Source organism: Bacillus haimaensis (assembly GCF_048270625.1).
In the GTDB taxonomy this organism is placed as follows: domain Bacteria; phylum Bacillota; class Bacilli; order Bacillales; family Bacillaceae_I; genus Sutcliffiella_A; species Sutcliffiella_A haimaensis.
The window spans coordinates 283,519-301,670 of record NZ_CP158164.1; the positions used below are offsets into that span (position 1 = coordinate 283,519).

General features: G+C 41.5%; 13 protein-coding genes, 1 pseudogene and 1 riboswitch. All 14 genes and pseudogenes read left to right on the forward strand.

Going from position 1 to position 18,152, the window contains the following annotated elements; genetic code table 11:
- The first annotated feature begins 60 nt into the window (after positions 1-60).
- Entirely contained in the window at positions 61-1,329 is a 1,269-nt protein-coding gene (locus ABN702_RS01230) for an MFS transporter (RefSeq protein WP_417899061.1), read from the forward strand.
- 123 nt (positions 1,330-1,452) lie between these two features.
- Positions 1,453-1,746, forward strand: coding sequence for a hypothetical protein (locus tag ABN702_RS01235; protein ID WP_417899062.1), 294 nt, complete (start codon positions 1,453-1,455; stop codon positions 1,744-1,746).
- A 129-nt stretch (positions 1,747-1,875) separates the two neighbouring features.
- Entirely contained in the window at positions 1,876-2,760 is an 885-nt protein-coding gene (locus ABN702_RS01240) for a diacylglycerol/lipid kinase family protein (protein WP_417899063.1), read from the forward strand.
- 96 nt (positions 2,761-2,856) lie between these two features.
- Positions 2,857-2,971: riboswitch (SAM riboswitch) on the forward strand.
- A 115-nt stretch (positions 2,972-3,086) separates the two neighbouring features.
- Entirely contained in the window at positions 3,087-4,112 is a 1,026-nt protein-coding gene (locus ABN702_RS01245) for a methionine ABC transporter ATP-binding protein (protein WP_417899064.1), read from the forward strand.
- A complete protein-coding gene (locus tag ABN702_RS01250; protein WP_417899065.1) occupies positions 4,105-4,761 on the forward strand; it encodes a methionine ABC transporter permease in 657 nt (218 codons plus the stop codon). The genes ABN702_RS01245 and ABN702_RS01250 overlap by 8 nt, the downstream gene beginning before the upstream one ends.
- A 19-nt stretch (positions 4,762-4,780) precedes the next feature.
- Positions 4,781-5,626, forward strand: a complete 846-nt coding sequence (locus tag ABN702_RS01255) for a MetQ/NlpA family ABC transporter substrate-binding protein (protein ID WP_417899066.1) — start codon at positions 4,781-4,783, stop codon at positions 5,624-5,626.
- A gap of 122 nt (positions 5,627-5,748) precedes the next feature.
- Positions 5,749-6,120, forward strand: coding sequence for a carboxymuconolactone decarboxylase family protein (locus tag ABN702_RS01260; protein ID WP_417899067.1), 372 nt, complete (start codon positions 5,749-5,751; stop codon positions 6,118-6,120).
- Between the two features lie 677 nt (positions 6,121-6,797).
- On the forward strand, positions 6,798-6,950 hold the full coding sequence (locus tag ABN702_RS01265; RefSeq protein ID WP_417899068.1) for a hypothetical protein: 153 nt from the start codon (positions 6,798-6,800) through the stop codon (positions 6,948-6,950).
- Positions 6,951-7,258: 308 nt separating this feature from the next.
- Positions 7,259-8,041: a Fe-S cluster assembly ATPase SufC gene (sufC, locus tag ABN702_RS01270; RefSeq protein ID WP_417899069.1), complete on the forward strand. Its 783-nt coding sequence runs from the start codon at positions 7,259-7,261 to the stop codon at positions 8,039-8,041.
- 15 nt (positions 8,042-8,056) lie between these two features.
- Positions 8,057-9,349, forward strand: coding sequence for a Fe-S cluster assembly protein SufD (gene sufD, locus ABN702_RS01275; RefSeq protein ID WP_417899070.1), 1,293 nt, complete (start codon positions 8,057-8,059; stop codon positions 9,347-9,349).
- Positions 9,349-10,569, forward strand: coding sequence for a cysteine desulfurase (locus ABN702_RS01280; RefSeq protein ID WP_417899071.1), 1,221 nt, complete (start codon positions 9,349-9,351; stop codon positions 10,567-10,569). Before sufD ends, ABN702_RS01280 begins: the two co-directional genes overlap by 1 nt.
- Positions 10,559-10,993 carry a Fe-S cluster assembly sulfur transfer protein SufU gene (sufU, locus tag ABN702_RS01285; protein WP_417899072.1) on the forward strand — a complete coding sequence of 145 codons (435 nt, stop codon included), beginning with the start codon at positions 10,559-10,561 and terminating at the stop codon, positions 10,991-10,993. Before ABN702_RS01280 ends, sufU begins: the two co-directional genes overlap by 11 nt.
- 69 nt (positions 10,994-11,062) lie before the next feature.
- On the forward strand, positions 11,063-12,460 hold the full coding sequence (gene sufB, locus ABN702_RS01290) for a Fe-S cluster assembly protein SufB (protein WP_204418694.1): 1,398 nt from the start codon (positions 11,063-11,065) through the stop codon (positions 12,458-12,460).
- 802 nt (positions 12,461-13,262) lie between these two features.
- Positions 13,263-17,543 (forward strand): annotated as a pseudogene (locus ABN702_RS01295) (S8 family serine peptidase); the annotation flags it as partial.
- Positions 17,544-18,152: the final 609 nt, after the last annotated feature.

The following is an 18,152-nucleotide window of genomic DNA, read 5'->3' on the forward strand; positions in this document are numbered from 1 at the left end:
TTTCAGAAAAAGGAGTAAATTTATTTAGGGATACGAAATAAAAAACACAAGGGGCACAAAATGAAAAACTTTCGATGGCTTCAGTCATTTAAACAATATAACCGCAATATCCAATTGTTATTTATGGTCAATATCCTCACCCAGATAGGGTTGGGGATATTCATGATCGTCTACAATTTCTACATCAGGGAGCTGGGATACAGCGAAACAGTGAACGGAAGCATGATTGCAATGGCTTCCTTGGCGGCAGCCATTATCCTCATTCCTGCAGGTATTTTAAGCGATAAGCTTGGCAGGCGTAGAATGATGATCTATGGAGTGCTGTTTACCGGCATCTTCATGCTTTTTCGGAGCATTTTTGAACTACAGTCCCTCCTTCTGATCAGTTCTTTCATTTCCGGGATTGCGATGGCATTTATCCAAGTTACAGGTGTACCGTGGCTTGCGGAGATCTCCACAAAGTCCGAAAGAGTCAAACTGTTCAGCTACCATTTCGCAGTGATGATGGGGGCGAATGTGGTTGGTAATCTCCTTGGAGGTACATTGACAGATGCATTCCTCCATCTTGTTGGATTAAGTCCAATTTGGAGCGTCAGGTTGACATTGCTGATAGGTAGCGTCATTTTCTTTATCGGTTTATTCCCACTACTTAAAACAACAGAAACGCCTAGAAAGGTAGAGAAAACCGGATTTTCTTTAAAAGGGCTTTTTACCTCTATGCCAAAGGGTCAATTGAAGTTGATCATTATGTTTGCTGCTGCACAGATTCTCATTGGTTTTGGTTCGGGGCTTGTCATTCCTTATCTCAATTTATATTTTGCAGATCGTTTTCATACTTCCAATTCCTCAATCGGGCTTGTACTGTCATTAGGTCAAGCAGTGACCGCAGTCGCTATGATTATCGGACCAGCGCTGGTGAGACGCGTAGGAGATATTCGAGCGGTCGTGATTCTTCAGCTATTGTCGCTTCCGTTTATGATGATAACGGCATTTACGCATAGCTTCTGGCTGGCCGCACTGGGCTTTCTATTCCGCCAGGCACTGATGAACGCAGCCAATCCAATCATTTCCTCCATGATGATGGAAAAAGTGGATGATAGGCTTAAGGGTTTTGCAAATTCCATAAGCCAGATGGTATTCTCACTTGGTTGGGCAAGTATGGGACCGGTTTCTATGACCATTGTCTTGATGTACGGGGATTATTGGGGTTATGCTATCGTGTTTTCTATTACTGCCGTCCTTTATTTGACAAGTTCGACTTACTTTTATTTGGCATTCAGAGGGAAATCGACGGCAACCTATCAAAAAGCAAGGCTTAAGACATCATAGATTGACATATTTCTTGGGAAATGAAACCCGAAAAGCAAATAACCACGATATTTGTAGGAAAGCATGTGCAGGATTTCCCCCTTTTTTCATGAATATTGGTAGTATAAAAAGGGGGGAAACACAATGAAAAGCATGTTGGAGGCATTTCTAGATAGAGTTAGAACGAAAGCGCATATTCTCGAAATATTGCCTGCATATTCACTTACATGTTGTTTGATATCGGAAAGTGACAGTTCGATATTTATCATAAGCCGAGATAAAATAGAATTGATTGACAGCTTTGAATCTTTGGATATCAAGGTGGAGGGACCATCAGACATTCTTTGTGAACTCCTTAATGGAGCGGCAAAGCTTACGAATGATAAACTGATTTTCCGGGGAGCTTTCGCCAATTTCTTCTTTTGGATTCTCTTCTGATTCTATCTAAGGAAGCTCAACTTTAAAGGTTGGAGCCGCTCTTCTGTCCCAAATAGAGGATTATGCTTTGATGCTAGCGAAATAGTAATTTACAGAAATGGAGAAGCAGATGTGGAGCGGAGTGGTAACATGTATTATTTTATTGTGAACAAGACTTCGGGGAATGGAAAAGGCGCCGTTGTATGGAAGAAGGTTCAAAATCTCTTGGAAGTAAAGAGGGTTGATTATAAAGTTCTGTATACGGATGGTTCCGCCCATGATGCTATGCTTGTGGAAAGTATCATTCATACGGATATTACAGCCATAGTGGTAGTTGGTGGAGATGGAACGATCCATGGGATAGCGAATTCACTAGCGGGTAAGCATGTACCGATGGGGATAATTCCGGCAGGGTCCGGCAATGATTTTGCAAGAAGTCTGCAGATTCCAAGGCATCATGAAAAAGCGTTGAATCGAATACTTACAGGTAAAGTGAAAACAATGGATTTGGGAAGGATCGGTCATGAATTTTTCATTACAATTGCCGGAATAGGCTTTGATGGCAAAGTTGCCAAGGTAACGAACGAATCCAAGGTAAAGAAGCTGCTTAACAAATTGAACTTGGGCAGTTTATCTTACATATACAGTTTGATAAAAGTATTGATTACATATGAACCTACCAATGCAACCATTAAAATAGATGAGGATATCCATCATTTCAAAGAAGTGTGGATGATTTCCGTTGCCAATCTTCCCTTTTATGGAGGAGGCATCAAAATTTGTCCGGATGCTAGAGCGGATGATGGCTTATTGGATATCTGCGTCCTGCATGGAGTAAACCGATGGGAGCTGTTGATGGTCTTCCCCAGTGCTTTTTCAGGGAAACATATTACGCATAAAAATGTGACGATGCTAAAAGGTAAAGACATCTTCATCACACCGGAGAAAGAATTGGTCATTCAGTGTGATGGTGAGATTGTTGAGCAAAAAACGATTGCTCTTACGGTCGAAAAAGAGGCTTTGCAAATTTTATAGATTTTTTGTTTGACAGACCAATATCACCGTGATACGATAACACTCGTTACTTAAAAAATATCTGATTTACCCAAATACTTAACTGAATATTGTTATCTCTTATCGAGAGAGGTGGAGGGACGTGCCCTATGAAACCCGGCAACCGTCAACAAGGAATTGTTGAAATGGTGCCAATTCACACAAAGCATACGATTGCTTTGATAGATGAGAGAAAGGACTTTTTTAATATTTAATCCTTTCTGCTCATTGCTGCAGAAAGGATTTTTTGTTTTCTATTAACTTGTGTGGGTAAGCTAAGAAAAGCTAGATAGAAGGAAGGTGTTCGTATGATCTCATTACAGGGAGTAAAAAAGGTATTCCAAACGAGAAATGGAAAAGTTACCGCTGTGGATGATATAGATTTATCGATTAATCAGGGAGAAATTTTTGGCATCATCGGTTATAGTGGTGCTGGAAAAAGCACATTGATCAGGATGCTGAACGGATTGGAAACTCCAACAAGCGGAGTGGTGGATGTCGCTGGCCGTGATTTAGGAAAAGTCAGAGGAAGGCAGCTCCGTGAGGCACGCCAAGAAATCAGCATGATTTTCCAGCATTTCAATCTGCTGTGGTCTAGAACGGTAAAAGAGAACATCGCATTTCCACTGGAGATTGCCGGTGTAAAGCGTGAAGAGAGAAACAAGCGTGTTGCTGAACTTGTGAAACTGGTCGGCCTGGAAGGAAGAGAGGATTCCTATCCCGCACAGCTCAGTGGAGGGCAGAAGCAGAGAGTAGGCATTGCAAGAGCGTTGGCAAATAACCCAAAGGTTCTTCTGTGTGACGAAGCAACATCAGCACTTGATCCACAAACAACAGATTCCATTTTGGAACTGCTGGTGGATATCAATAAGAGATTAAAATTGACGATCGTATTGATTACGCATGAAATGCATGTTATTAGAAAAATCTGTCACCGGGTAGCTGTAATGGAGGCTGGAAGAATCGTAGAGCAAGGAAATGTTCTCGAAGTATTCCGTAAGCCTGAACAACCGATTACAAAGCGCTTTGTGAAACAGGTCACGGAACCTGAGGAGACTCAGGAAACGATAGAGCATCTTTTGGCCGAGTTCCCACAAGGCAGAGTGATTCAGCTCACTTTCGTCGGGGCATCTGCCGAACAGCCTATCATCACGAATCTGATTCGCAAATTTGCAATAGACGTCAATATTTTGCAAGGGAAAATCTCTCAAACCCAAAATGGAGCCTATGGCACGTTATTCGTCCACTTGGATGGCGATGAATCAGAAGTGGACAGGGCGCTGGCATACATTCGTGAACAGCAGGTGGAGTTGGAGGTGATGACGAATGTTTGAACGCGTTAACTGGGATAAGATGTATGATGCAACGATTGAAACACTTTATATGAGTAGTATCTCGGTTCTTATTACATTCTTCTTAGGGATAATTCTTGGCCTTTTATTATTTTTAACAGCTAAGGGAAACATATGGCAGAACAGATTCATCAATGGGTTGGTAGCAGCCGTTGTTAATATATTTCGTTCGATTCCGTTCGTGATCCTGATCGTCTTATTGATTCCTTTTACAAGAACGATACTGGGTACTATTATCGGAGCCGATGCTGCATTGCCGGCCCTGATTATAGGGGCAGCACCTTTCTACGCACGGATGGTGGAAATCGCGCTAAGGGAAATTGACAAAGGTGTGATTGAAGCGGCCCGTTCCATGGGGGCGAAAACCGCCGAAATCATTTGGAAAGTATTGCTTCCGGAATCGATGCCAGCCCTGGTTTCAGGGATTACGGTAACAGCGATCGCAATTGTAAGTTATACAGCAATGGCAGGTTTTGTCGGAGCTGGCGGGTTAGGTAATCTAGCCTTTCTTGATGGCTTCCAGCGTAACAACTGGGATGTTACCTTTGTATGTACGATCATCATTTTAATTATTGTGTTTGTTATCCAATTTATTGGTGACTATATAACAGCTAAATTAGACAAACGATAAGAAAGCGGGGATTTTACAGATGAAAAAATTATTAAGCTTTGCAGTCATTTCATTATTGGTGTTTGTACTGGCGGCTTGCGGTTCCGATGAAGGCGGGAACGGTTCTGGCGACGGGAAAGGGATTAAAGAAGGAAAGTTAGTTGTAGGTGCTTCCAATGTACCTCACGCTGAAATTCTTGAAGAGGCGGCTCCTTTATTAGAAGAAAAAGGGATCGAGCTTGAAATCAAAACATTCTCTGACTACGTTATTCCTAACCAGGCTTTAAGAGATAAAGATCTTGATGCTAACTTTTTTCAACATGAGCCTTACCTGAAATCGCAAATTGCTGATAACGACTATAAGTTTGAAAGTGCCGGTGGCGTCCATATCGAACCGATCGGTGTTTACTCCAAAAAACATGACAGCCTGGAGGACCTTCCAAAAGGCGCTGAAATCTTGATGAGTAACTCTGTTGCTGATCATGGCCGTATCCTTTCCATGCTTCAGGAAAAAGGATTGATTACACTCAAAAAAGGTGTGGAAAAAACTGCTGCAACTGTGGATGATATCGAAGAAAACCCAAAAGATTTGCAGTTCAACACACAATTCGAAGCGGCATTCCTTCCTCAAGCTTACTTGAATGGTGATGGTGATGCGGTTCTGATCAACGGAAACTATGCTCTTGGTGCTGATATAGACCCTGCGAAAGAAGCGATTGCCCTTGAGTCACCGGAAGACAACCCATATGTGAATCTTGTAGTTGTCCGTTCTGAAGACAAGGACAATGAGCAGATCAAAGCATTGGTGGAAGTTCTTCAATCTGAAAACATCAAAAAGTTCATCGAAGAGAAATATCAAGGAACTGTTATTCCTGCTGGGGAGTAATGGTAGTGGAAAGCGTCCTTCATTGGACGCTTTTTTTTGTTGGATGGTGATGTGGATGAATACATTCCTCCTTCCTGAACAAATACTAACACTGTGAAAAATTAGGATGGGAGTTGTCACGAATGGAAGAACAATATGAACCGAAAAACTATGCAGAAGCAGCACTTCATGACTATAAAGCGGGTTTAGGGGTATTCACCGAAAAAATGCCGGAGCTTGCACATCACTACAACGAGTTTACTGAAGCGTGTTTCAAGGAAGGTGTGCTCGATAAAAAGCAGAAGCAGCTCATCGCGCTTGGCGTGAGTGTCTATTCACAGGACGAGTACTGTATTGTTTACCACACGAAAGGATGCTTGGATCAGGGAGCGACAGAACAGGAAATTCTCGAGGTATGCGGTGTGACTGCGGCATTCGGCGGCGGTGCAGCGATGAGCCAGTCCGTGACGTTGGTGCAGTCGTGTATTGCGGATTTTAATGATTTGCAGCAATGAGTGAAAGAACTGCCCGACTTACTTTTCGGGCGGTTTTTTATTGTTTGCAGGTGAGAAAAGGATAGGTTGAAAAAATAGATGAGGATGACGGATTTTTTCAAGGGGAGAGAGGGTGGAAAAGTCCGTCATCGAGCTTATGAAGGACCTTTCGAAGGGAATACCATGTAGAAAAGTCCATCATCGAGCTTATGAAGGACCATTCGAAAGGAATACCGTGTAGAAAAGTCCGTCATCGAGCTTATGAAGGACCTTTTCAAGGGAGTCCCGGATAGAAAAGTCCATCATCGAGCCTATGAAGGACCTTTCCAAGGGAATCCCGGTTAAAAAAGTCTATCATCAATCCCATGAAGGACCTTTCAACGAAAAATGCAGCACCAAAAGTCCATCATTACAAGAAGAATGAACACCTCCATCAGGACATCCTCCAATCAGGACCAATAGTGAGGTATTATAGGAACGCATATCACCTCGCCCCGTAATGAAGGATTATAACGGAATACGCCGATATTCGGGTGTATTTCCGCTTTGGTTCATTTTCCCATCTCTGCTATGATTAAATATGTGTTTAATGCAAATACTTCGAGGGTATCTACAAAACTGGATACGAAATTAAACACATATAAATATGAAGGGATTGGTTTATTATCCATCAAGTACATGTGAAGTACACTGGCGAAATGGAAAAGGCAATGTATCAGGCTTATGGTTTTGGTTATGAGGAATACTCGCGTAAGCTATCCAAGCGTATGGAGGTAGAACAGCATCGAGATGCAGAATACAAGAAAAGCTTGGAGATTGTTGCAGAATTAGACCGTAAATTCCACCCGTAACGAACTTAGCAACTATATAATACAAAATAACAAAAAGGGTAAGTGATTTCCTCCGACATGAATGGAGGTACCACATACCCTTTTTTATTTATAGAAAAGGATGATTCCTCCTAGATTGTATAAGATAAACTATGTACTTAATTCGACATGAACCCTTTAGTTTCGATATAATTTAAGGGGGCTTGTCACAAAACGGAAAAGGTTGCTAACACTTTCTATTTGTTATAAGATTGTAATGAGAATAAAATGAGAATTAAAACAAGAATGTGTTTTCATATAGAAGCACAGATCATTGGAGGTATAGAGTTATGGGTTCAACGTTAACAATCAAGGATTTACATGTATCTATTAACGATAAAGAGATTTTAAAGGGTGTAAATCTTGAAGTAAAAGGCGGAGAGATTCACGCTATCATGGGTCCAAACGGTACAGGTAAGTCAACGCTTTCATCTGCTATCATGGGTCACCCTAAATATGAAGTAACAAGCGGAAGCATCACGTTTGATGGCGAAGATGTGCTTGAAATGGAAGTGGATGAGCGTGCGAAAGTAGGTTTATTCCTTGCGATGCAATACCCAAGTGAAATCAGTGGGGTAACAAATGCTGACTTCCTTCGTTCTGCAATCAATGCTCGTCGTGAAGAGGGCGATGAAATCTCCTTGATGAAGTTCATCCGTAAAATGGATAAGAACATGGACTTCCTTGAAATGGATCAAGCAATGGCACAGCGTTACCTGAATGAAGGTTTCTCTGGTGGGGAAAAGAAGCGTAACGAAATTCTTCAATTGATGATGATCGAGCCTAAGATCGCAATCCTTGACGAGATTGATTCTGGTCTAGATATCGATGCATTGAAAGTTGTTTCTAAAGGAATCAACGAAATGCGTGGAGACGACTTCGGTTGCCTTATCATCACTCACTACCAACGTTTATTGAACTACATCACTCCTGACCACGTTCACGTAATGATGCAAGGACGCATCGTGAAGTCCGGTGGCAAGGAATTGGCGCAGCGTTTAGAGGCAGAAGGTTACGATTGGATTAAGCAAGAATTAGGTATCGAAGACGAAACAGTCGGTCAAGAAGCGTAAGCAAGGAGGATTATCATGACGTTAGAGACAAAATTACCGTTTGATCAAGACTACCTCAGCAACTACTCCAAGGAATCAGGGGAGCAGCAGTGGCTGTCGGATCTTCGCTTACAAGCTCTTGCATTGGCGGAAGAACTTCCATTACCAAAGCCGGATAAAACGAAGATTACCAACTGGAATTTCACAGGATTCCAAAAGCATACTGTTGAAACTTCCATTACATCTGTGGACCAGTTGCCACAAGAGGTAAAGGCTCTTGTAGATGTTGAGAATATATATGTTCAAGTAGACAATACACCTGTCGTTTCTTCCCTAACAGAAGAGCTGACTTCCCAAGGTGTCATTTTTACCGATATTTTAACTGCAGCAAAAGAACACAGTGACCTTGTTCAAAAGTACTTCATGAAAGATGGAGTGAAAGTGGATGAGCACAAACTGACTGCGCTTCATGCAGCATTGATGAATGGGGGAGCTTTCCTCTACATTCCTAAGAATGTAGTGATTGAAGAACCAATCCAGGCAATCTATGTTCATGATAAAGCGGAAGCGGTATTCAACCATGTACTGATTGTAGCAGAGGACAATAGTGCTGTTACGTATGTGGAAAACTACCTAAGCACAAATGATGGAGAAGGATCCATTTTCAACATCGTTTCTGAGGTTATTGCGAACGGCAACTCCAAGGTTCTTTATGGGACTGTGGATAACCTTGGTAAAGGTGTTACTACCTATGTGAACCGTCGTGGAGTAGTTGGACGCGATGCAACATTGGAGTGGGCACTTGGCCTGATGAACGATGGAGACACAATTTCAGAGAATGTCACGCACCTGATCGGTGATGGCTCTACTGGTGACACGAAAACTGTCGTAGTTGGACGTGGCGTGCAGAAGCAGAACTTCACTACAATGGTTGTGCATCATGGCAAGAACTCTGAAGGACAGATCTTAAAGCACGGTGTAATGAAGGACAGCGCAAGCTCCGTATTCAACGGAATCGGTAAAATCGAGCATGGAGCTTCCAAGTCGAATGCCGAGCAGGAATCCCGCGTATTGATGCTTAGCGAAAAAGCGCGTGGAGATGCAAACCCGATTCTTCTTATTGACGAAGATGACGTAACAGCAGGCCATGCAGCTTCTGCAGGCCGTGTGGATCCGCTTCAGCTTTACTACCTGATGAGCCGCGGAATCTCCAAGCAGGAAGCTGAACGCTTGGTTATTCACGGATTCTTGGCACCGGTAGTACAACAATTACCAATCGAGAAGGTAAAGAACCTGTTGATTGATGTAATTGAAAGGAAAGTTAAGTAATGAATATCCAGGAGATTCGTCAGCAGTTTCCTATTTTGCATCAAGAGGTCAATGGAAATCCGCTTGTGTACTTAGATAGTGCTGCTACTTCTCAAAAGCCCCTAGCGGTGATTGAGGCCTTGGAAAAGTACTACAAAGGGTATAACTCCAATGTGCATCGCGGCGTTCATACACTGGGTACAAGAGCGACAGATGGTTATGAGGGTGCACGTGATAAAGTGAAGAATTTTATCAATGCATCTTTCAGAGAGGAAATCGTATTCACTCGTGGAACGACAACTGCCCTCAACCTTGTAGCAAGCAGCTATGCCCGTGCGAACCTTAAAGCGGGCGACGAAATAGTTATAACCTATATGGAGCACCATAGTAATATCATTCCTTGGCAGCAGGCGGCTAAAGCAACTGGCGCTACCTTGAAGTATATCCCTCTGACAGAAGATGGTTCGATTTCCTTGAAGGATGTAGAGGAAACTGTTACGGAAAACACGAAAATCGTTTCTGTGATGCAGGTTTCCAACGTATTAGGTTCCATCAACCCGATTAAAGAAATCGCTGCGATTGCCCATAAACATGGCGCGATCATGGTGGTGGACGGTGCCCAGAGTACTCCGCATATGAAAGTGGATGTACAGGATTTGGATTGCGATTTCTTCGCATTATCCGGTCACAAAATGGGTGCACCGACGGGTATTGGTGCTCTATACGGGAAAAAACACCTTCTCGATAATATGGAACCGATCGAGTTTGGCGGGGAAATGATAGACTTTGTTGGATTGCAGGATTCCACATGGAAGGAGCTGCCTTGGAAATTTGAAGGCGGTACCCCTATCATTGCTGGTGCAATCGGTCTTGGAGCGGCTATTGATTTTCTTGAACAAATCGGGATGGAAAATATCCTGGCTCATGAGCATAAGCTTGCTGAGTATGCCATGAACCGCATGTCTGAAATAGAAGGTATCACGATTTATGGTCCGAAGAAGCGTGCAGGACTGGTTACCTTTAATATAGAAGATGTACACCCTCATGATGTAGCTACTGTATTGGATGCAGAAGGAATCGCTGTTCGCGCAGGGCATCACTGTGCACAGCCTTTAATGAAGTATCTGAACGTTTCTTCCACGGCCCGTGCTAGTTTTTACCTGTATAACACAGAGGAAGAAATTGATAAGCTAGTAGCATCATTAGTGAAAACAAAGGAGTACTTTAGCAATGTCTTTTAATAATTTGGATACTCTTTACCGTCAAGTGATTATGGATCATTACAAGAACCCCCGCAACAAGGGGAAGCTTGAGGAAGATGGAATTACCATTGAAATGAATAATCCGACATGTGGGGACCGCATTCACTTAACGCTGAAAGTGGAAGATGGAAAAGTAGCCGACGCCAAGTTTGATGGAGAGGGTTGTTCCATCTCCATGGCCTCTGCTTCCATGATGACACAAGCGGTCAAAGGGTTAGAAGTCGAGAAGGCTTTGGCACTTTCCCAGATCTTTTATGATATGATGCTAGGTAAGGAATACGATGGCGAAGATTTGGACTTAGGGGATATTGAAGCACTGCAAGGTGTTGCTAAATTCCCTGCACGCATCAAATGTGCCACCCTTGCATGGAAAGCCATGGAAAAGGGCGTCAAGTCGGAATAAGTTTTAAGGATAGGGAGCTTTAGGAACCATGTTTCTAGAGCTCACCTCTTGAATGGAGGGAATAAGAAAATGGCAAAAAAAATGCCTGAAATCGGCGATTACAAGTATGGTTTTAAGGATAAGGACGTATCCATTTTCCGTTCCGGCCGTGGACTTACGAAAGAGATCGTAGAAGAGATCTCCCGCATGAAGTCCGAGCCTCAATGGATGTTGGATTTCCGTCTTAAATCATTGGAACATTTCTATAACATGCCAATGCCTCAATGGGGCGGCGACCTGAACAGCTTAAACTTTGATGAAATTACGTACTACGTAAAGCCATCTGAAAAGTCTGAGCGCTCTTGGGATGAAGTACCTGAGGAAATCAAACAGACGTTTGATAAGCTTGGTATTCCTGAAGCGGAGCAAAAATATCTTGCTGGTGTATCTGCTCAGTATGAGTCCGAGGTTGTTTACCACAACATGCAGGAAGACCTGGAAGACCTGGGTGTCGTTTTCAAAGATACGGACACAGCATTAAAAGAAAATGAAGATATCTTCCGTGAGCATTTCGCGAAGGTAATCCCGCCAACTGACAATAAGTTCTCAGCATTGAACTCTGCAGTATGGTCCGGTGGTTCTTTCATCTATGTTCCTAAAGGTGTAAAAGTGGAAACTCCACTTCAAGCCTACTTCCGAATCAACTCTGAAAACATGGGTCAATTCGAGCGTACGCTTATCATCGTGGACGAAGGCGCACATGTACACTATGTAGAAGGCTGTACAGCACCTGTTTACACAACCAACTCCCTGCACAGTGCAGTAGTTGAAATCATCATCAAAAAAGATGCTTATTGCCGTTATACAACGATCCAGAACTGGGCGAACAACGTTTACAACCTTGTAACGAAGCGTGCAGTCTGTGAAGCGAACGCGACAATGGAATGGATCGATGGCAACATCGGCTCCAAACTGACGATGAAATACCCAGCGGTTATCCTTAAAGGTGAAGGCGCTCGCGGTATGACTCTTTCCATCGCATTAGCTGGTAAAGGGCAGCACCAGGATGCAGGTGCAAAAATGATCCACCTTGCACCGAACACGTCTTCTACGATTGTTTCCAAATCCATCTCCAAGCAGGGTGGTAAAGTAACATACCGTGGTATCGTGCATTTTGGTAAAAAAGCTTCCGGCGCTCGTTCCAACATCGAGTGTGACACACTAATCATGGATAACCAATCCACTTCCGATACGATTCCTTACAACGAAGTGTTCAACGATAACGTATCCCTTGAGCACGAAGCAAAGGTATCAAAAGTATCCGAAGAGCAATTGTTCTATTTGATGAGCCGTGGTCTTTCCGAAGAAGAAGCAACAGAAATGATCGTAATGGGCTTCATCGAGCCATTCACAAAAGAACTTCCAATGGAATACGCAGTAGAAATGAACCGTCTGATCAAGTTCGAGATGGAAGGTTCAATCGGATAATATATAAAAAGCCTTGGTATATAATATACCAAGGCTTTTTTATGTGTGGAAAATAGTGTCGTGCTAACTTTGTGCCAACAAAAAAACATTATGGTTTAGTTAAGTTAGGATATTTTAATAAATTGTTGTGTTATAAACATCTTCTTTGAAATTCAAAAAGTAAATTCACATCCAAGATAGAAGAAAATTATCACAGTTAGGGGAGTTAGTGATCCTTGATTTCCCTTTTTAGCGGAAAATGCGTAATCACTGTCGTTTGACAATTTTCCCGTATATTTTTGCCTTCCATTGTACTTCCCTAACATCATCAACATCATCATTGACATTCGAACTTGTTCTATGTCGAGTTCTGCCCTGTATTCATTACTTAATGGAATAATATGGCGCCGGTTAATTCCATTCCCGACTCAAATGGCTTCAACAAGGGGAGTGCGATATCTTCTAGTGGTTCTTTTCGAGAAAGAATAAAATGCATCATGGAAACGTTGGTCAAGATTCCGTTTCTTTCTATAGACTTAATAAACTCGTTTAAATTTTTCGTAAACTCTTTTACCTCCGCATCAAACGTTAATTCATAGATTTCCCCCAAATTCTAATAAGGTAAAAACCTAAGTACAAAAACAAAAAGATGATTTTTTATAATATTCAAGCATTAAAATCCCCCGTTTTTTATATGTTTTACATTAAAATCCCCCTATATACAATACGAAAATTCCTAAGTACAATGAAACAAACAAAGAAATATGTCGAAAAATTTAAAAAAGACACACAAATTATATCATTTTCAAGGGGGAGAAGTGCATTGGGGAAAAATAAGTTAAAAAAAATACTTGCTAAGACAGCAATGAGTTGTATTTTGATGTCTTCTATCGTTCCACTTAATGTTTTGGCTGAAGACAAAATCCAAATTCAGGGTACGATTCCGAGTAAATCTCATACGGGGACATATAATCTAACCCCAGCGGAGATTGAGGCAATGAATAAAATTAGCACCGAGAGTGAGTTGAAAATTTCACCAAATATCAACGTTCAAAGTGCTGATCCGGTTCGCGTCATTGTTGAGTTTAAACAAGCTCCGGCAAAAGTAGAAGTTGTTCAGCAGCAATTAGCAGGTAACAAGATTTCATTGACAGACGCTGCTAAAAAGGTTAAAAATTCTCATAAAAAGTTTAAAGATTATGTTCAAGGATTGGGGAAACAAAAAGAAGAAAGTAGTGTCATCACCCCATCTACTCCTGCTTCACAACCAGAAATTAAGATTACTAGAGAATACCAGCACTCGTTTAACGGAGTAGCGATGACACTCGCAGGAACAGATGTGGAAAAACTTTTAGAATCAGGCTTAGTCAGCAGTATTTATGAAGATAGAGTTGTGAAGCTTGATCCAAAAGAATTAAATGGTTCCTATACAGAAAATTTGTCAGCTGGAAACGAGCAAGTAAAATCTGCTACAACCTCAATACAGCAGCAAAGTGTTTCCGAGCAAAATACTTCTACAAATACTCTAAAAGAGAATTATATTCCACTTCCAGGTATTGAAGATTTGCATAATGATAGTGTTACAGGTAAGGGAATAAAGGTCGGCGTTCTCGATACGGGTATTGATTACAACCATCCAGATTTAACGAACGCATATAAAGGATATCGTAAAAATGATGAAGAAGATCCAAAGACTATTGATCCGACAAGAGTAAAAGGTTGGGATTTTGTCGGTGATGATGCTGATCCAATGGAAACGACGTATCAAGAATGGGTAAATGAAGGAAAGCCGGAATATCCAGGTCAATCATATTATACGTATCATGGTACCCACGTGGCAGGAACGATTGCAGGTCAAGGGGAAAATAGTGTTGATAATCCGTCTTTAGGTGTAGCGCCTGATGTTGATTTATATAGTTACCGCGTTTTAGGTCCATGGGGTAGCGGATATTCAAGCGACATTATTGCTGGTATCGATAAAGCTGTAAAAGATGAAATGGACGTTATTAACTTGTCATTGGGTGTTGCCGTAAACGACCCGTTAATTGCAGAATCCGTTGCCATTAATAATGCTACACTTGCTGGTGTGACATGTACAGTATCAGCAGGTAACGCAGGTCCAGGTGAGAAAACACTTGGTTCTCCAGGAACAGCAGCGTTTGCTATTACTGTTGGAGCAAGTGACTTCCCGATGGGCATTCCTACAGCATCGGCGACCGTGGGCAGTGAAACGTTCAACAACATGAAGCTGTTAGGTAAAGGTTTTCATGATCATTTAGAAACGTTAGTAAACAAATCGTATCCTATCGTCTATGTTGGTTTAGGTGGGGAGAACGATTTTAAAGATGCTAATGGTCAACCAATTGACTTAACAGGAAAAGTAGCTTTAATTCAGCGTGGATCGTACGCGTTAGTCGATAAGGTGGTCAATGCTAAAAAAGCTGGAGCAGCCGCTGTGATTATGTATAACAATGTCGATGGCGAAATCGACAGTTATCTTGCTAATGAAACCAATTTCATCCCTGCTTTCCGTATAACGAAAGCGGATGGGGAGCGATTAAAAGCGGCAGCAGGATTTTCTTCAATTACTTTTAGTAATGTTAGTTCAATTACGACAGAAGGAAATAATCTAGCGGGCTTCAGCTCAAGAGGACCTGCTACGAAAAACTATGACATTAAACCTGATGTAGTAGCACCTGGTGTATCTGTCTATTCTACTTATCCAGAATACGTTCATAGTCCAGAATACGGAATCGACTATTCATCTGCATACGCACGTATTTCTGGAACGTCAATGGCTTCGCCTCATGTAGCCGGTGTTGCTGCGCTTATTTTACAAGCACACCCAGACTACACTCCATTTGATGTGAAAGCGGCGTTAATGAATACATCAGATAAATTATCTAACGATTATTCTGTATATGAAGTAGGAGCAGGATTAGTTGATGTAAAAGTAGCCGTTTATGCTGATGTATCTGTTAAAGTTATGGACAAGACGCAAAATAGGGATACAAACGGCAGCTTTGTTACGATTGACGAAGAAACAGGTTCAATTGCTTATGGTACGATTTATCGTAAAGAAAACGATACGAATGAAGACAGTCGTAAAATGGTTATTAAAAATAAAGGAATCGAGCAAAAAAACTTTGATATCAGTTATGAATATTCGAAGGCTAAAAGTGGTGTTCTTGACGCAGTGTCCAATAAAGTAGAAATGACGACATCTTCTCAGTCGATAACTGTTGAACCGGGACAATCAGCTGATTTAACAGCGACGATTCGTGTACCGGGAACAGCAAAAACCGGCAGATACGAAGGTTACATGAATATTGTCAATCATGCAAATCCACAAGAAAGCTATCGTGTGCCGTTCGCTGTTCGCGTAGTTGATAAAGGAATTGAAAGTATTGAAATGAGTAATCCAGCCATTAGTACTGTGAAATGGGATCCTGCTCATCCATTTATGGCAAGTCCATTTTCATTTTTGAAATTCAAATTAAACAGCCCTATGAAGAATGTTCGTGCGATTATCTATGACAAAGACGGTCGTGCACTAGGTAGCAGTAGTGCTATAACAATGGATGCGGTCACAGCGCCGATCGACCAAGATCTATTTTTATTCATGAGTCCTTCTTACTATCCGTTTGTCGGAGATCCAATGGAGGAGAAAACAGCTGATCTATTTACAACAGCTGTATTACCAGAAGGCCAATATACCGTGAAGTTTAGAGCAGTAGATGCAGACGGTATATCATACGAGAAATCGCAAGTGTTTGTTATTGACAATACTTTACCTAAGCTTACCTTTAAAGATAAATCTCCTGGTAAAGTATACGAGTTAAAAGATTCAGACTTTACACAAGAAACACTTAACGGTGAAGCTCAAAACGCATTTTGGGTTCATGCAAATCTATACGATGAAGGCACAAACCAATTAGCACCACTTGGCATTACACAGTCTTCGAACTCACTTTGGTATTATCTAAATCAGAAAGTATTCCCTGATGGAGATTTTCCTGTTGAAGCGAACGGAGATGTGAAATTTGGTATTGAGAAGGGAGACATTGAGAATGGGCCGGCAACCGTTATTTTATTCCCAATGGATAAGGCTACAAACGCCCATTTATTAAATGAATTCTACCCATATGCGTTTGTTAAGGAAGGTACGCCTTATGTAGTGCCTACCTACGATAAAGAAAAAGTGTATAAAAACGATACGTTAACAATGACTTTAAGTTTGAACAATGTTGAGAAACTTATGTCAGGTACGTACGATCTTGGTTATTATTCGAACTTTGAATTTTTAGATGTAAAAGTAAATAAAAAGTTCCAACAATATGCACAAGATAACGGCTTGACTGTAACTGTAGACGAACCAGTCGTAAAGGACCACCCAACTTACACCTGGTCTAAAAAAATGGTTAACGTAGGAGCTCATATTAGCGGAAATGGATTCGAAGGATTTAGTGGGGACAGCCCGTTCCTTGATGTAACGTTTAAGCTAGTAGACGATCATTTCTATATTCTTGCAGATACAATGGACGGAGAATATAATACGAAAGACTTCAGCTACACGAAGTTTGGAGAGTCTGAGCCAACAAAAATGACTCTGTTCAACCAAATTGACAGCTACAAAATTATTCCAAATCACTCTTATGTAGTGTCGTATTTACGATACGAAGGATTTAACAATGATTGGGGCAAAGACTTCTCCCAAGTGGGAGCAACCGTGTATGCCCACAGTGTGAACGGCGGAGAGAAATATTTTGGAACCGTTGATAAAAATGGTTATATCGACATTTTGAACATTCCAATGTCAAAAGATCCTTACTATATTGTCGTGGAAGTTCCTGGTCACTTAAAGAGTATTCAAAAAGTCACATTAGGCGCGAAGACGACTTGGGGCGAGGATATTGGACAGTATTTATTCGCCGCGTCTAAGCAGCCTAAAGCTGCTGCAGGAGATGTCAATGGTGATGGCGTTATTGATGTTCTAGACGTCAAGAAATTAGCCAATAAGATTGGCATGCAGGATCAAGACGATTTTAAAGTGGAAGATTTAAATCAAGACGGCATCATTAATGAGACGGATATGAAGTTCCTCGTTAAGAACTTATATAAATCGAACCCAGATGCGACAGTTAAACCGAAAGAACAAGTTGCCGGAAAGTACAGTACACATTACTTCAATGAATTAGGAATTGCATCTACCGTTAACACATTGAAAAATACTGCGAAATCTAAAAATACGGCCGCACTTAGCTGGATTGCTGCTGTCCATGCAACTGAAGTGAAAATTGAGCAATCGAGCGATAATGGCGTTACATGGAGCGCTGCGACAACAGAAAAACCAGTTACAGCAGGCTCGAAAAATGCAGTAGTAACAGGATTGTCAGCTAATACTTCCTACCAGTTTAGAGTAAAAGTTGTAGGCGGCTTGAACGATGGTATATCTAACGTTATTACTGTAAAAACAGCAGATCCATTACTACCTGCTAAAAAGAACAACAATTAAAACCGCAATCAACTCCGGCGTTCAAAAAGTGAATAATCTAAGGTAATAAAAAGTGCTGCTCTTTTGTATTAATGACATATAAGAGTAGTACTTTTTATTTATGGAGGAAAAAAAGAACTAGAAGATAAGATTCAAAGTTTCATAGATGTGACCACGATAGCCCAAACGTATCTGCAAGACGGGAAGAGAATGCAGCTG

Coding starts and splice junctions, on each gene's coding strand:
- ABN702_RS01230 (WP_417899061.1), top strand. CDS start 61: ATGAAAAACTTTCGATGGCTTCAGTCATTTAAACAATATAACCGCAAT.
- ABN702_RS01235 (WP_417899062.1), top strand. CDS start 1,453: ATGAAAAGCATGTTGGAGGCATTTCTAGATAGAGTTAGAACGAAAGCG.
- ABN702_RS01240 (WP_417899063.1), top strand. CDS start 1,876: ATGTATTATTTTATTGTGAACAAGACTTCGGGGAATGGAAAAGGCGCC.
- ABN702_RS01245 (WP_417899064.1), top strand. CDS start 3,087: ATGATCTCATTACAGGGAGTAAAAAAGGTATTCCAAACGAGAAATGGA.
- ABN702_RS01250 (WP_417899065.1), top strand. CDS start 4,105: ATGTTTGAACGCGTTAACTGGGATAAGATGTATGATGCAACGATTGAA.
- ABN702_RS01255 (WP_417899066.1), top strand. CDS start 4,781: ATGAAAAAATTATTAAGCTTTGCAGTCATTTCATTATTGGTGTTTGTA.
- ABN702_RS01260 (WP_417899067.1), top strand. CDS start 5,749: ATGGAAGAACAATATGAACCGAAAAACTATGCAGAAGCAGCACTTCAT.
- ABN702_RS01265 (WP_417899068.1), top strand. CDS start 6,798: ATGGAAAAGGCAATGTATCAGGCTTATGGTTTTGGTTATGAGGAATAC.
- sufC (WP_417899069.1), top strand. CDS start 7,259: ATGGGTTCAACGTTAACAATCAAGGATTTACATGTATCTATTAACGAT.
- sufD (WP_417899070.1), top strand. CDS start 8,057: ATGACGTTAGAGACAAAATTACCGTTTGATCAAGACTACCTCAGCAAC.
- ABN702_RS01280 (WP_417899071.1), top strand. CDS start 9,349: ATGAATATCCAGGAGATTCGTCAGCAGTTTCCTATTTTGCATCAAGAG.
- sufU (WP_417899072.1), top strand. CDS start 10,559: ATGTCTTTTAATAATTTGGATACTCTTTACCGTCAAGTGATTATGGAT.
- sufB (WP_204418694.1), top strand. CDS start 11,063: ATGGCAAAAAAAATGCCTGAAATCGGCGATTACAAGTATGGTTTTAAG.